We start from the raw sequence: 14,847 nt of genomic DNA, 5'->3' as shown, positions 1-14,847 counted from the left end.
TACTCTTGCGCTCCCTTTTCCCCCTTTAGCTTCCGCCCGTTCGGAACTGCCAGGTGAACGAGAACGGCTGCCCCTTGTACGTGCCGGTCACCGTCACTTCAATCGTCGCATTCGCCGGAAGATTCTGGTCGGGGGTAATAGCGATGCCTCTGTGCCCGACCGATAGCTCGGTTGTCGCGGTATGTGCCAGGGTCGTCTCCGGCAATACGCGCAGTGCTGTACCGGTCAGACTCGGCTTCTGATCGAAATAGGGCCAGAGGAGCGTAATCGGGTAGCGTGTCGCCGGAATGTCAGTTTGATCCGGCGCGGGGTAGCGCACGGGCCAGCCGGAATATGCGGCATCATCGGAGAACCTGGCGCGCGACAGCACATCCAGACCGGCGGCGCTGCGCTGAGAGTTCTGGTAGAAGCCGAACCCGAAGGTCGGCGTTGTCGGGTAGAGGAGCCAGAGACGATGCCCGACCGACCCCATCCAGCTGTCGATCGCATTGCGCGGTTGCCAGGCGGCTCCCCATCCCAGCCAGGCATTCCCCTTTTGCGCACAGATCTGCCCTTCGGGTGAGGCATACGGCAGCGACGGGTTTTGATTGTGGGTGATGTGGTCGTTTTCCGCCATATACCGGGCGTGCTGGAAACAGTTGTCGTTCAGCGTCGCGTCTTCGGTGACCGGAGGCACGCCTGCGCGCGCGCGGTACCCATTGACCCGCCCCAGCCAGTCGTCGGGGAGGGGAGGAATTGGACGAACGATGAGCGGCAGAAAGACCCGCTGCGACAGTGGCTCATCGGCAATAGAAGGCGTATCGGCGACCTGCACCGGCAACGCATCGCCAGGAGGCGGGGTGTCCGGCAGCTGCGGCTCGCCGGTTGAGGGCGACTCCGGTTCACCATCAGAGAGCGTGACCGGCGCTGCCAGGGTGCGTTCATCGAACCACGGCTTGTGGGTGAGGAGGTGCGCCGATGGCAGGAGCGCCATCAGCAGGGCAAGGATTCCGAGGCGGGCGATGGGTGAGTGTTGAAACATGAGCAATCTCCATCGTCAGACAGGTTGACTTTGCGATTAAGTCGGGCTCCTAACACCTCATTTCCGCGCGTTGATTGCACGGCGCCGCGCTTTCATGTACGGTTGCGTTCGAACCATTGCACGGTGATTTCTCGACCATCGACAAAGTTCAGCGTCACAGGGGTGATAGGAAAGCCAAAGACAGGCAAGCCGCCATTCTGTTCCCAGAACTCACGAATCCGCCCACTGATGCAGAACCCGGTTTCTGCGAAACAACGCTCCCCAGTGCGCGCTTGAGTCACGCCAGGTTGAGTCGCAATGGCGAACAAAATGGCGCTGATCATCAGGTATGAACAGAGAGAAGATTGCATTGGCGTCACCTTCTTGAGCTGATCAGACCAGCAACTGTTCTGGAGCGTTGCCTTGGAGTTGACTGCCGGGATCGCGCACACCGGGCGCGCATGCGGTCGGGTATGCCCGCGCGCCCGGTACGCACATCGTTCAATCATGCTGCGCTTCGCCAGGGAATGACACCTGCCTGCGCATGTGCAGTACACATTTGTCCTGGTGACTCACACCTTTTTGCCATAGATGAAACTGACGTTTACCGGATTCCCGCGACTGTCGGTCAGGGTGCCGTCACCGTTTTGACGGAACACAATCTCGCGTCTGGTGGGCGGTGTGTGGGTTCCCCACACCACAGCGCCGTTTTGATACACGACATTGGCTTCGCTGATGGTAACCTTGAATGTGCCGTCGCGGTTCTGTACGACATCTTCGACATACGCCACGTGACCCGCCTGTCTATCTGCCCCCATCACTCCTGGCTCAAATACGATGACTGACCCGCTCTTTGGTTTGACGCCGACCGCGTAGCCAGCATTGGTCGCCGCCTCGTTCCATTCGAGTGCGTTGGGCCAGCGTTTCATATCGTTCAGGTTGAGCCTGCGCAGCACGTAATTGGTGCAACCGGCGGTGTTTGCCAGAACTCCCGGCACGGTTGTCGGTCCGGGCGGAATCGGCGCGTGGGGAGGAAAGCCGCCAGTACCTGCATCAGGGTTGCCTGGAGATGGAGTATGCGGTTGAGGAGATTTTGACGGCGCTTCGGCGCCGGGAGGCGGTATGCTGGCGCCGTTGTTAAACTGTCGCCCGGCCTCTTCAAGTGCGTTGGTGAAACGCTCGGTGCGGTTCGCAATCTGGTTCAATGCCTCGATGGTGGGCGCAAACTGCGCCTGCAGGCGCGTCCACACCTCTTCCGCCTGCTGCTGGTGATTGCCGGACCAGCGACTGTTCTGGAGCGTCGCCATCGCCTGCGCCGCCTGCTGGAGGGCGTTCTCGATGGCGCTGCTTCCCTGCCGCATTGCGGCAATAGTTGCGCGTAACGCATCGGTGTCGGCTTTGATCTGGCTCATGGGGTTACCTCTGTTTCTTGTCTATCAATCAGGCGTGTCTGGAATGAACGTGTGCTATGCGTGAATGAAGTAGCGCGGTCTGAATGCGCTACCCAACCCGGCATCACCCAGTCGGACATTATTCAGATTTCGCGCTCCTGCCTGGGCAATGCGCAAATCTGCAACCGAATTGGCCTGTTGCCCGGGTCTGATAACGGCTACGTGACCTTCATCCGCTGCAAGCGCCGGTTTACCGGCGTTGACATGTTCCTGCAATAGTCGGAGTCCTTCAGGCGTGTTCGGATTCACTTCGCGCCATCCCTGGGCGCCTGCGTTGGTTGTTAACCAGCGGTACAACGCCTGCGTGCCCACCGTCGCGCGGTCACCCTTGCTTATGCCCAGGTCTGATTTGGTTGGCAGCGGCGCTCCCATTGCCCGCACGACATCTCCTGCGAACGTGTTACAGTACGTATACTGGTCGGGAGCATAGCGCGGGTTGCCTTCTACGCCAAACTGGTGGATAACGGCAGCATAGAGGTCTGGATCGCGATTTTCCGGCGTGCTGGTAATCACTGCGTTCAACGGCAGTTGTCCAGGTTTACCGTAGATGCTATCCATGCCAGCCACCGGTGTTCGCCCGTCGAGGTGTGCAACCAGAACTTCGGCGCCGTTATTCAAGCGCACCTTCTGGTTCAGTATCGCTGACCGGTTGGGCGGAGGCGGCGGCGGCGTTGTGTTTGGTGGCGGGGGCGCAGGGGTCTCGGTTCCCTTTGATGGTGCAGTAGCTCCGTCAGATGGATGTGTGTGGGGAGGAGGAAGGTGCGCCGTTCCATCCCCAAACACCCGCCCAGCCTCTTCGAGCGCGTTGGTGAAGCGCTCGGTGCGGGCTGCAATCTGGTTCAGCGCCTCGATCGTGGGCGCAAACTGCGCCTGCAGGCGCGTCCACACCTCTTCCGCCTGCTGCCGGTGATTGCCGGACCAGCGACTGTTCTGGAGCGTCGCCATCGCCTGCGCCGCCTGCTGGAGGGCATTCTCGATGGCGCTGCTTCCCTGCCGCATCGCGGCAATAGTTGCGCGTAACGCATCAGTGTCGGCTTTGATCTGGCTCATCGGGTTACCTCTGCCACTGTTTCAAGAAGTCTTCACGTAACGGGTGTCGCCTGTCAGTTCCGTTGCCAGGTTCCGAGCATAATGTCGCGTCCTTTAGCAGGCACGCCTCTGCCGCCGGGAACCACCCTGCCGCGCTGGTCGCGCACGCTGATCGTCACCTCCTGATCGGGACCCAGCCCGCACAGTCGGGCATTACCGGCATTGTCAAACCGTCCGGCCAGGTTCATCCCATCGACGCCGAAACTCCATCCCCGGGTGTTGATCCCGGTGATGCGCATAGAGATACATCCTGGTTCATCATCCTCGTTCAATTTGCGCACCCACAGTTTCCCTGCATCTGGAACCGGAGTTGGCGGCGGCGGCACATTCTGATCGGTAATGAGCCACGCGGGCAGGTAGCCGGTCGCGCCGATAACTTTCGGATCGGCGGGATCAAGCGCATTGGTGATGATGCGCACCTGCGCAATGCCGTTGTTCTGACTCAGAATCGCCACCCTGTCGCCGTTGCTGACGACGATGTCGCCCCGGCTGGCCGGCGCCTTCGTTTGTAGACCGGAGTCACTCCAGAGGTATGCGCCGAAGCTGGTGCGCCCCTGGAAGAAGAGCCGGTTGTCCCGGTTGAGGTACTCGCGTTTGACACCGGCAACGCTGGCTTCTTCGGCGCCAGCCGGAAGCAAGACGGCAACCGTGTTTCCTGGCGATGCCAGAGTCGCGGTGGGCAATGCCGTCGTCAGTTGCGGTATCGACGCCAGCGTCGCAGTCGGCAATCCCGTCATCGGTTGTGGCGTTGACGCCAGCGTCGCTGTCGGAGGCGCTGACTGGGGCGTGTTCTGGCGCGTCGGCGCCGGCGCCAGCGTTGCCGTGGGATTGGAACGTTGCGTGGCGCCTTGCGCCGGTTGCTGCGCCAGGGCGGACGTTTGCGCAGCCGTCCCCGTCCTTCCTGAAAAGATAGTAAATAGCAGGACGCCGCCGATAACCACCATCAGCGCAACGGCAGCGCCGATGCCAACCAGCGCATAGGGAATGCGACGGGCGTTTGGTGCGGGTGGATCGTCGCCGAAGCGCCGGGTGACGGCGGGAATGCCTTCCCACCACGGCGCATAGATATTCGCCAGATAGAGGTCGCCACCCTGATCGTAGCCTGCCTGCCTCAGCGTCATCTCATTGCTCAACCGGCGGATCTGCCCCGCGTAGAGGGCATAGGTGATGGGTTGTCCGTACTGATCGACCACCGGCAGGCCGTGCTCAATCACCAGGCGCTCGACGATCCGGTAGAGCGGTTCATCAGTGCGCAGCGTAACGGTAGTTACCTGATTGGCGCCCAGGTAAAGGCGATATGTCTGTTGATGAAGTGTCATGCTCTGCTATCCTTCTGGCGCATACGCAACGGTGTGATGTCGTCTATGCTCAAGGATTGGTTCCACCGGAGCCGCCGGAGCCGCCAGAACCACCGCCGGAGCCGTCGGAACCGCTGCCGGAGCCGCCAGAACCGCCGCCGGAGCCGCCAGAACCGCCGCCGGAGCCGTCGGAGCCGCCGCCGGAGCCGCCGGAGCCGCCGCCGGAGCCGCCGGAGCCACCGCCGGAGCCGCCGGAGCCGCCGCCGGAGCCGCCGGAACCGCCGGAACCGCCGGATTCAGAGGTCGACGTTGGTAACGGTGTCGCGGTCGGCTCCGGTGTCGGTGGCGCAGTTGGCACAACAGGACCAGACATCTGCGGTGTTGGTGTTGCCGGCAGCGGGTCATTTGCCGGTGGCGGCGGGTTATTCGCCGGTGGCGGGTTATTCGCCGGTGGCGGGTTATTCACCGGTGGCGGCGGGTTATTCGCCGGAGGTGGCGTCGGGTTTTGCCTGACTTTTATCTTTATGGGGTTGCCCGGAACGATCTTCGCTTCTGCCGGTGGATCGGTTGCGACGATGTGACCGGGAGGAATATCGTCGCTTCCCGGAACGACTTCGGTGATGTATTGCACGCCCAGCGTCTTGAGGATATTCTCCGCCTCCTGCAGCGGCTTGCGGATCAGGTCTGGCATGATCGTCCTGTCGTCAGGAGTCGGCGTGCTGGTCGGAACAACAATCTCACTCGTTGACAGAACCGGAGTGCTGCTGACCGGTGACGGTTGTGCAGTCGGGCGAGCGGTAGGGGGGCGCCGGGTTGCTGTTGGCGGTACCGGCGTGTCGGTCGGTGTTGGCAGCGCGCCGAGGGTTGACGTCGGAAGTCCGCCGGGGATGGTCGTGTGACTGCCACTGCCGAAAAGCGGGGTTGAGAACGATGTGCCGGACTGTTGCGATGATCCTTGAGGCAAGATTGGAGCAGCGTTTAGCAAAGGAAGCGCCAGTAGCGCCACTCCGAGCAGCCCGGCCACTCCCAGGGCTGCCACTGCCATGAGCACTCGCCGACCGGCGAAGGGAGCGACGCCTTTTGGCGGCGGTGCGTTGCGTACCACAATCGCGCTGATGTTATCGTGCCCGCCACGGCGGTTCGCCAGCGCAATAAGCGTGCGAGTGGCGTCGCCAGCCATTCGAGTCGACACAATCCCGGCGATTTCGTCGGGTTGCACCAGGTCGGTCAATCCGTCGGAACAGAGCACCACCGCGTCGCCTTCCTCCAGCGGCATGGAGAAGATCGATGGAACGACCTGCTGATCACCCATCGCCTGCGCCAGCGATGTGCCGCCATCGGCTTCACGACGCACATGCGCCTTGGTGAGCAGTTTAGGCGTCTGTCCCGGACGGCAGAGCAACGCCGGACTGTCACCCACATTTGCGATGGTCAGTGTGCTGTCATGGATGAGCGCAGCGACGATTGTCGATGCCATGTTGTTATGGCGCCGGTGCGCTTCAGCGTGAATAACGCTCGTGACGAACTCGATGGCGGCGCGCAGACGTTCGACCGGTTCTTCGGGCAGTCGGGTGTCGTAGTAAAATGCCTGCATAACCTCATCGACAACCATACGGCTGGCGTCCGCGCCGTCGGCATTGCCGCCGACGCCATCGGCGACGATGTAGAGGCGTCCGTACCGTTCTCTCAGACTGCGCTCGATCGGTTGACCATCGCGGTTTTTCCATCGATCGGCGCGCCCGATGCTATCCTGATTGTTCGAGCGCTGGCGCCCGCGGTCGGTGCGCGCATCAATATCGAAACTGGCGGTGCTCGTGCCCATACAGCGCCCCCTTATGTGTTGCGTCTACGGTTTGCAGGAGATGTTGCGACACCAGCCGATCTTGCCGTCGTACTGCACTTCGTACCATACCAGTGAGCCGTTCCGCTGTTCGTTGCCGGTTCGACTGGCCTGCGCCCCGTCCGGCATCCATGCCAGGATGTTGCTTTCGGTTGATGGTTGAGCACGGAGCGGTTCGCGGTTGATGATTGTGACCGATCCCGCTGCCCCTGCCGCCCCCGCCGGAACGAGGATGCTCTGAATTGCAGGTACAGGCGTTGCCTGGGAGGATGTCGGCTTTGCTGTCACTGCCGCCAGGGTTGCGGTTGCCGCTGACACGACGGGTGCTGTAGGGACGGCCTGTTCGCCGCTTGCTGGCGCGGCCACTGCCAGGATCAGCATCAGCAGCGCAATCGCCACGACGATACCCATGCCGATCCAGCCAAGAATGAACGGCGAGAACGCAACGTGTCTGGTCGAATGCGGCATGGGAGATTGACCTCTTATGCGCTCTGGTTGTGCATATACATTCTCGCCGTCCTGCACCAGCGCGCGGCGCAACTGGTCGGCGAAAATCTCACAACTTTCGTAGCGCGCCGCCGGATCGTATGCCAGCGCGCGACGAAGCACATCGGCGGTATGGGTGCGGTTTCCCAGCAGACGAACGATCTCCTCATGCTTTGTGTCCCGCCAGCGTTCGATCTGTTTGAGCGACGAGGTGGCGCTGTTGGGTAATGGGCGGCGACCGGTCAGCATATGGAGTGCAATGACCGCCAGCGCGAACTGATCCGATGCTGGCACTTCCCGACCTTCGTACTGCTCCGGCGCCATGTAGCCGGGAGTTCCCAGATTTTTTTCATCGACCAGCGCATAGTGCGGGTGGCTGGCAATGCTGAAGTCGATCAGCACTGCGTTGCCATTTGAGTCGATCAGGATATTCGACGGCTTGACGTCGCGATGGATGATCGGGCTGTAGGTCGGATGACCGGCGTGCAGGTAATCGAGCGCGCTGGCGATCTGGGAAACAACGCGCACCACAAAGGAAGCCAGTTGCGGCTTGCCGCTTGCGGGCATCAATGGTCGGTCGCCGAGCATAGCGTCCAACCCGCGCGCGCCTTCCACCAGGCGCGTCGCCAGGTAGTACGGTGGTCGGTTGAGATTGCTGGTGAGATATTCGACGATGTGCGGGTGACGTCGGTGCTGTGCCACCTCGCGGAGCAACAGTTGTTCATTGGTGAAGTATCCGAACACCGTCGGGTTTTTGTGATGTCGCATGGCAAGCACCTTGAGCGCCACCATCGTGCCATCGTGGTAGCGCGCCTTGTAGACCTCGCCGCTCAGTCCGACGCCAATCAGGTCGAGTATCTCAAAATTGCCCAGCCGCGACGGAATTGGGATTTCGGGCATGATCCACCTCTGGCGCTCAGTGTCGTGTCTTTCCGCGTGTTATGCCGGACGAAGCGCTGCCTACCCAGAAAATGACGCCGCTCATCAGGGTCAGAACCAGTGAGAGCATGACGGCGATTGGAATGGCGAACATGAAATACTGCCGCAGCAGCACGTCTCCCAACGGCGCGAGCGTGATATTGGGTGACGGCACATTGGCGGTGAGCGGAAACGGATAGCTCAGCGTTCCAGAAGGAGTAACCACTTCTAGAACTACTGTGTGCGATTTTCCATCGTCGATGATCCGGGTATCGTAGCGCACGGTATAGATCGCAGCCGGTTGTGATTGCACCACGAGCTGGAAAGCGCTGCCGACGCTGTTCGCATCCGGTCGTTCAAGATAGATGCCACCGGTCGCTTCGGCGAGTTGTTTCAGCCGAAACCCGTTATTCTGCAGCGCTTTATCCGTTCCGATGCCGAACGCCACAATCTTCACCTGTTTTTGCGACGCCTGGCTGATCAAACTATTGAACGAGTCGCCGGTTAGCGCGTCGCCACCGTCACTCACCACCAGCACCACTGCTTTGCCGCCGTTTTCCTGCGCATCGCGAGCAGTGGCGTCGATGGCGGCCTGAATGGCGGCATTCAGGCTGGTTTTCCCCTGACGGACCGGCAGGTTCTGACGCAGGGTATTGATCACCGCATACCGATCCTGGGTGAATCCCGGCAACCCGTCTGGCTGCAACGCCTGCGCCGGCTGATCCGCCGGAATGAAGAGCGCGACGCGCTCCATATTGCCCGGCGATCGGGTGCGCGGCGGCGGCGGATCGCCTGGCTCAAGGAGAAACGCTTCGATAGCGGCGCGTGCCGCGCCGAGATGATCGCCTGCACCGGCGCCAGTGCCGTTGAGCAGTTGCGAAGCGTCGAACACAATCCCGATACTCGCGCCGGTCGTCACCAGCGTGAATGTGCCACCGTTCACCAGGGGCACGGTTTGAACCGGTTGTCCGTCGTGCGCTGTCTGCGATTCCAGGGTGAAACTGGTGATCGGAGTTCCGTCTTCAATGATGCGGACGGCGCTCCTGTCCAGCGTGGTGATCCGGTTCCATTGTGCGTCACAGACGCTGAACTGAATGGCGACGGTTGGAAACGTGAGTTGCGCAGCATGAACCTCTAACCCCTGGCAGGCGGGACTTTGCGCGTGTGCCGGAGCAACCAGGAGCAGGGCAACGAGAAGGGTTGTGATGATACCGATCCGCTTCATGACTGTCCTCCTGATAGGGTGCGCTCATACCGCAACTCAACCGATTCCGGTTCTGAGGGCGAGCCGAGATAAATGATGTCGCCATGGCGCAATTCAAACGGATCGCCGTTGAGTTCCTCGTCGCGCTGGTTGCGCCGGACATAGGTTCCATTTGTGCTGTTCATATCGATCAAAAAGACCGAGTCGTTACGGATTTCAAAACGCGCGTGACGGCGTGACACGATATCGTCAGTAATGACCATTGTCGCGTCGCTCTTGCCGATGATTGCGCCGTTGGTCACGCCGAACTGCGCGCCCTGTTGCGCACCAGCGCGCATGACCTTGATGATGCCGTACTTCGAGCTGGCGGCGACCCGCGCTGTCCGCGGCGGTCCGAAGGCGCGCGTCATTGCCTTAGAGAAACTCTGTGACAGTGACTGGACGGTTTGCATAATCTGCTGCGGTGCATAGCCGCCGATCAGAATGGCTGCGATGAGAATGACAACTGCCAGCGATGCCCCGATGATGCCGAGGGTGGCGATCTGACTCAGGTACGCGCCGATCTGGAGCGCTACAGCGCGGCTCATCTGCTGCTCGTTCGCCGGAGCGACAAACCCGACACGCGCCAGAGCGTCGGTCAGATTGATGCTGACATAGAACGATGGCAGGATCAGGATCACCGGAATGCTGCCAACGCAGAGCCAGAGAAACATCTTGGGCAACTGCCTGGTTCGTCGCAGCGCCAGCCACATCAGGAAGTAGGCGCATGCGGAAATGATCGTCGCCGGCAGTACGGCAACCGAATACCACCACGCATTGCTCATTTGAGCATACTGCTCGAAGTAGCGCCACAGTTCGTACTCAGTCATTGCGACCTCCGGTTGTCTCGTGGACCGGGTTTGCCGATACATTGACGGCAACAGGTGCTGTGTCGCGGTCAGAGCCGTTCTGCTCCGCATCGGCGCTGTGCTCCGGGGCGACCTGCCCGATGTCAGCGGCGTTCTGCTCCGCATCGGCGCCGCGCTCCGGGGCGACCTGCCCGATGTCAGTGGCGTTCTGCTCCGCATCGGCGCTGTGCTCCGGGGCGACCTGCCCGATGTCGGCGTCGAGAGCGCCGTTCTGCCCGTCGATCTGCGCTGTTGTCCGGTAACGCTGCCGGATCTCGTCGAGCATTGCGGAACCGGTATAGGCGACCTGTACCAGCATCTGCTGACCGCGCAGCAGCGCCAGCCCCCGTCCTGGCGGAAATTGCGCTTTCGCCAGCGTTTTCGACCACCGGACGCCGACGCCTGCAATGTTTGGCGTGTCACTGCCGGGTTCAGCCGGTTTGCCCAGGAAGAGACCGCAGCGTTCCGTGCGGATGGCTTTAATGAGTTGATTGCTGCTCTGCCACGATGAAAAATCGGTTGCCGTAAGAATGACGTGGAAGCCAATATCGCTGCCACGCATCGCCAGCGACGCCAGTTGCGCCAGATACTCCTGTTCTCTGCCGATCATCAGGTCGAGGTCGTTGACCGCCAGAATCAATCGAGGTCTGGATACTCCCAGGTACACCCGCTCATTCAACCGCTCGCGCAGTCTCATGCATAGCCCTGCCAGTTCGCCTTCGGTGACGGCAAGGTTGATGTCACGCTGGTCATGTCTGGTATTTGCAAACGACGATGGCAGCGGGACGGGATCGTGAGGAACCTGGATCGACCAGGCAGGCACGAAAGGTGTTTCCAGTATCTCCTGGAACGTGCGGCGGCGGTAGTCAACCAGCACGAACTGCGTCTCGTCCGGCGTGGAACGCAGCATCAGCGCGGTAAGAATGGTGCGCAACGTCTCTGATTTGCCGCTATCCGGACCACCGGCGATCAGCAGATGGCTCATACCGCTGTCGAAGTCGAGCGTCACCGGGCGCAGCGTCAGGCTATCGCGCGCAAAGGGGATGCCAGGCGCCGGAACTTCATCCAGCAGGTCGCGCAGGTCGATCCGTGGCGGCAGCAGGCGCAGCGGATGCGGGCGGGCATGTTCGGGGGTGAACCGATTGCGGCGCGCAGCGATCCGCAGCGAGTATTCGAGTTCACCCTGCATATCGCCGGACAGCAGCGCATCGTCGGCGCCGCGCCCTTCACGGCGCCGCAGATCGCGCAGGATCGGCAACGCAACGTGCAGTTCCACCGCTCCTTCGCCGGTGCGCAGGAAGGCGCGCCCCGGTTGATCGGCGCGGATGCGGGCGGCCACCTTTTTGCCGAGCAGCGTGTCCGAGTCGTTTTCATCATTGACTCGCAACACAATGCGCGTCTCGAACAACCCCTGCCAGCGGCTCACATCCTTTGCCAGGCCAGCCGTTACCACGAAGACGATGCCAAACGGGCGCGCTTCGCGGATCAGCGCCATGAGCGCTTCTATGGTTGTTTCCGGTTGTGCGCCGACCAGATCGGCCAGGTTGTCAATCACCACCAGGATGCCCGGCGGTGGCGGCGGCAACGATGGGTTGCGCTGATGCAGGCGCCGGTACTCGCCGAGGGTATCGACGCCGTGGGTGCGCAGCAGGCTGCGGCGGTCTTCAATGGCTGATTCGAGTTCGACCAGCAATCGTTCGATGCGCACGCTGTCCTGCGGTGTCAGCATGTCCGCCAGATGCGGCAGCACCCTGTCGCTCGCGTCGCCATCGGCAACAGGCGGCAGCGCCATGCCGCACCCCCGACCACCGGCATCAATCGTGTACATCCACAGGTCTGCAGGCGAGTGCGTCATAGCGAGCGCCAGCATGAGGGTGCGCACCAGCACGGTTTTGCCCGACCGCGATCCGCCGACGATCAGCAGATTGCCGTGTTTGCCTGCCAGGTCGAGAACCAGCGGGAGTTGCTCAGCGCGTGTCGGGTAGTCGAGCAACCCTATCGGCGCCTGCATCCAGGCGTCGGGGGCGAGCGGCGCTCTGTCGAGCAGATCGACCAGCGGGATGGCATCGGGCAACGGCGGCATCCACACCCGATACTTTGCGGAGGCGTACTGCGGTCCGCGCGCCCGCGCCATGGCTTCCACAATCAGCGCCAGTTCGGTCTCGACGTCGCGCTTGCCTTCGAGTTGCGCAACCATATCGCGGATAACCCGCCTGCCGGCTTCGGTTGCGTCTTCGTCGGTTTGCTCGAAGTAGCGTTGCAACGCCTGACGGATGATCGCCTGCGGCTCGCCGGGGTTGACCGGTGCGGGCAGTTCGCGGCGCGCGACTGCTGAAGTGTACCGGTACGCCGCCTGCGGCGTGATGATCTCCAGCGCGCGTGGTTCAGCGCGATACTGTTCACACAGGCGAAGCACATCATTCACAAAACGCTCGATGCCCAGTTCGTGGGCGCTGATCACCTTTCGCCGACCGGTCACATCGACCTCGCCGAATGAGTCGCTCCGTTCAAATGGCTGGTAGGGCACAGTCACACGCGCCGATTGAAAGGCGACGATCTGTTTGTTCACCCGGAAGTAGCCGCGTCCCGGCGTTTCGGTCGTCAGATATGCCGCGTCGGGGATGGTGACCATCGTCTTGCTGTCCTCGGTCGAGGTAACCCGGAGGGCTATCCAGTAGGTCAGGTTGCGGAGCAACCCTTCTTTGACCTGTGATGGCTGCTGAGTGGCAAAGAGCAGATGCACGCCAAGGCTGCGCCCCTGTTTGGCGACCCGGATCAGTTCGGGGACGAATTCCGGGTAGTCGCGCACCATTTCATCGAATTCATCGATCACGATCATCAGGTTCGGCAACGGCGCAAGGGATGGATTGCGCGCCATCCTGCGGCGATATTCGCGGATATTGGCGACATTGGCGCGCTGCAATCGCTGTTTGCGCCGGTCGAGTTCGCTGTTGATCGCAATCAGCGCCCGTTCCGCCTCGTACCCTGCCAGATCGGTCACCATACCGACCGTATGCGGCAGACCTTCCAGGTCTTTGAACGTTGCGCCGCCTTTGAAGTCGATCAGCATGAGGTTCAGGCGATCCGGGCTGTGGAGCACTGCCAGCGACATCAGGAAGGTAAGCAGAAATTCGCTCTTGCCCGAACCGGTGGTTCCGGCGACGATGCCATGGACGCCATGAAAACCTTCGTTGAGATTGATCGCAAAGCGATCATGGTGAGCGTCGGGTCCCGTCATACCAACAGGCGCCGGATGCCAGCTATCGGAAGGGTCTTTCCAGAACTGTTCTGGATCGTAGGTCTTGACTTCTCCCAGGTCCAGGATGGTCGAGAAACGCACATTGCGCGGCAGTTCACGCTGCTGGTCGAGGGAGACATCTGCGATGCGCGCCAGGGTGCGCGCCAGGCGTTCGCTCTCAGCGCGCGTGACGCTGTCGGGAGAAAATGGGGTGTATCCTCCTTCGGCGCCCGCCAGGGCAAGCAACGTGCGTGGCGTCAGTTCGATGTAGCCGCCGCACTCGCCCGGCGTCTGCCGCGATTCGGAAACAAGAAACAGCACGCTGAAGCCCAGCGAGCGCCCGCGTCTCATCAGATCGAGAAAGACGTCGTGCTGCGCGCCGAATGTCGGATAACTGTCGAGCACGATGACAACATGCGGACGATTGGTGACGCCATACTCGATCCGCTGACGCAGTTCGCGCAGGAGACTTTCAACAACCTGGGTGAAGTGATCGGGATCGCCGTCATAGCGCGCAAGTAAACGGTACGATTCTTCGTCAAAGGCGCGCGTATGCGGAAGCCATCGCAACCATGACCATGTTGTATCGAAATGTGCTGACCAGAACGCCGCCAGGCGCACCTCGTCCGGCGAATGATGAACGACGATCTGCCATATAAACGCATAGACAAACTGGACGACAGCAGCGTCATTGCCGGCAATGCCGATCGAACCGCACTGGCGGAGCGCAAGCGTTATCGGAACATCGCGCACCATGGCGAACTCGCGCGCCAGGTCAAGCGCCCGCCGCAGTTCCGGCGTATACTGGAACTGATTGGCGCGTGGCGGCTTGATAGTGACGCTGGTGGGCAGATCGCCGCGCCCGATGCGCAGGCGAAGAAAGTCCTCGTCGTTTGAGCGTCGTTCCCAGAGACGCGGTTCAGGCAGGTCGCCATCACCCTCAACAATCTGCACCAGTGTGGTCGGTTCAGGGTCATTCGCCTCGCGCACGTTGCGCTGTTCTGCATCAAGGAAACGGAGATGGGAGCGAACCCGTTCAAGCGTTTCGGCATAGGCATTCTCGTACTCCTGGCGAGCCTGCTCCTGAGCGCGACGTTGCGAGATATAGGTCCAGATTCCCATCGCAACGCTGGCGAATGAAATGAGCACGATCGGCAACGACAGCCAGATGCTCCCTCCCTGACCGCCACGCGCAATCAGAGCGATCAGGTAGAAGATGCCGGTTATCGCCGGAAGCAGGATGAACCCAAGGCGCGCCGGCAACGACAGTGTTGGAGCGCCGGGCGGCGCCGGAATCTCGATCTCATCGGTCGGCAACCTGCGCAGGATACGCGGCGGTCGGTTGAACGACTCCGGCGCATCGATTGCTGGCGCTTCGGTCGGATTGGTCTCAGTCACTGTCATTGTTGTTGAGGAAGAGACCCCAGAGGCAGCGT

The 14,847-nt window shown here is 61.4% G+C and carries 10 protein-coding genes; all 10 read right to left on the bottom strand.

What is annotated here, in order from left to right:
• Window positions 1-25: 25 nt before the first annotated feature.
• The gene (locus tag ROSERS_RS18070; RefSeq protein ID WP_011958204.1) at window positions 26-1,021 is read right to left on the bottom strand and encodes a CAP domain-containing protein; all 996 of its coding nucleotides are present in this window, start codon (window positions 1,019-1,021) and stop codon (window positions 26-28) included.
• Between the two features lie 92 nt (window positions 1,022-1,113).
• Entirely contained in the window at window positions 1,114-1,371 is a 258-nt protein-coding gene (locus ROSERS_RS18065; RefSeq protein WP_157041146.1) for a hypothetical protein, read from the bottom strand.
• A gap of 201 nt (window positions 1,372-1,572) precedes the next feature.
• Window positions 1,573-2,412, bottom strand: a complete 840-nt coding sequence (locus ROSERS_RS18060) for a WXG100 family type VII secretion target (protein ID WP_011958202.1) — start codon at window positions 2,410-2,412, stop codon at window positions 1,573-1,575.
• A 54-nt stretch (window positions 2,413-2,466) separates the two neighbouring features.
• Window positions 2,467-3,501 carry a WXG100 family type VII secretion target gene (locus ROSERS_RS18055; RefSeq protein WP_011958201.1) on the bottom strand — a complete coding sequence of 345 codons (1,035 nt, stop codon included), beginning with the start codon at window positions 3,499-3,501 and terminating at the stop codon, window positions 2,467-2,469.
• A gap of 53 nt (window positions 3,502-3,554) precedes the next feature.
• Window positions 3,555-4,859: a hypothetical protein gene (locus tag ROSERS_RS18050; RefSeq protein ID WP_011958200.1), complete on the bottom strand. Its 1,305-nt coding sequence runs from the start codon at window positions 4,857-4,859 to the stop codon at window positions 3,555-3,557.
• 49 nt (window positions 4,860-4,908) lie between these two features.
• Window positions 4,909-6,660 carry a protein phosphatase 2C domain-containing protein gene (locus ROSERS_RS18045; RefSeq protein ID WP_011958199.1) on the bottom strand — a complete coding sequence of 584 codons (1,752 nt, stop codon included), beginning with the start codon at window positions 6,658-6,660 and terminating at the stop codon, window positions 4,909-4,911.
• 24 nt (window positions 6,661-6,684) lie between these two features.
• Window positions 6,685-8,064, bottom strand: coding sequence for a serine/threonine protein kinase (locus tag ROSERS_RS18040; RefSeq protein WP_011958198.1), 1,380 nt, complete (start codon window positions 8,062-8,064; stop codon window positions 6,685-6,687).
• A 16-nt stretch (window positions 8,065-8,080) separates the two neighbouring features.
• The gene (locus ROSERS_RS18035; protein ID WP_011958197.1) at window positions 8,081-9,307 is read right to left on the bottom strand and encodes a vWA domain-containing protein; all 1,227 of its coding nucleotides are present in this window, start codon (window positions 9,305-9,307) and stop codon (window positions 8,081-8,083) included.
• Window positions 9,304-10,155 carry an FHA domain-containing protein gene (locus ROSERS_RS18030; protein WP_011958196.1) on the bottom strand — a complete coding sequence of 284 codons (852 nt, stop codon included), beginning with the start codon at window positions 10,153-10,155 and terminating at the stop codon, window positions 9,304-9,306. Before ROSERS_RS18030 ends, ROSERS_RS18035 begins: the two co-directional genes overlap by 4 nt.
• Window positions 10,148-14,815, bottom strand: a complete 4,668-nt coding sequence (locus ROSERS_RS18025; protein ID WP_011958195.1) for an FtsK/SpoIIIE domain-containing protein — start codon at window positions 14,813-14,815, stop codon at window positions 10,148-10,150. Before ROSERS_RS18025 ends, ROSERS_RS18030 begins: the two co-directional genes overlap by 8 nt.
• Between the last annotated feature and the right edge of the window lie 32 nt (window positions 14,816-14,847).

The sequence above is a fragment of the Roseiflexus sp. RS-1 genome (assembly GCF_000016665.1).
GTDB lineage: Bacteria > Chloroflexota > Chloroflexia > Chloroflexales > Roseiflexaceae > Roseiflexus.
The sequence above is the reverse complement of the archived record's forward strand: the minus strand, read 5'-3'. Positions and strand labels throughout refer to the sequence as shown.

What these genes read in the sequence shown, in the direction of transcription:
- ROSERS_RS18070 (WP_011958204.1), bottom strand. Translation starts at nt 1,021, where the DNA reads ATGTTTCAACACTCACCCATCGCCCGCCTCGGAATCCTTGCCCTGCTG.
- ROSERS_RS18065 (WP_157041146.1), bottom strand. Translation starts at nt 1,371, where the DNA reads ATGCAATCTTCTCTCTGTTCATACCTGATGATCAGCGCCATTTTGTTC.
- ROSERS_RS18060 (WP_011958202.1), bottom strand. Translation starts at nt 2,412, where the DNA reads ATGAGCCAGATCAAAGCCGACACCGATGCGTTACGCGCAACTATTGCC.
- ROSERS_RS18055 (WP_011958201.1), bottom strand. Translation starts at nt 3,501, where the DNA reads ATGAGCCAGATCAAAGCCGACACTGATGCGTTACGCGCAACTATTGCC.
- ROSERS_RS18050 (WP_011958200.1), bottom strand. Translation starts at nt 4,859, where the DNA reads ATGACACTTCATCAACAGACATATCGCCTTTACCTGGGCGCCAATCAG.
- ROSERS_RS18045 (WP_011958199.1), bottom strand. Translation starts at nt 6,660, where the DNA reads ATGGGCACGAGCACCGCCAGTTTCGATATTGATGCGCGCACCGACCGC.
- ROSERS_RS18040 (WP_011958198.1), bottom strand. Translation starts at nt 8,064, where the DNA reads ATGCCCGAAATCCCAATTCCGTCGCGGCTGGGCAATTTTGAGATACTC.
- ROSERS_RS18035 (WP_011958197.1), bottom strand. Translation starts at nt 9,307, where the DNA reads ATGAAGCGGATCGGTATCATCACAACCCTTCTCGTTGCCCTGCTCCTG.
- ROSERS_RS18030 (WP_011958196.1), bottom strand. Translation starts at nt 10,155, where the DNA reads ATGACTGAGTACGAACTGTGGCGCTACTTCGAGCAGTATGCTCAAATG.
- ROSERS_RS18025 (WP_011958195.1), bottom strand. Translation starts at nt 14,815, where the DNA reads ATGACAGTGACTGAGACCAATCCGACCGAAGCGCCAGCAATCGATGCG.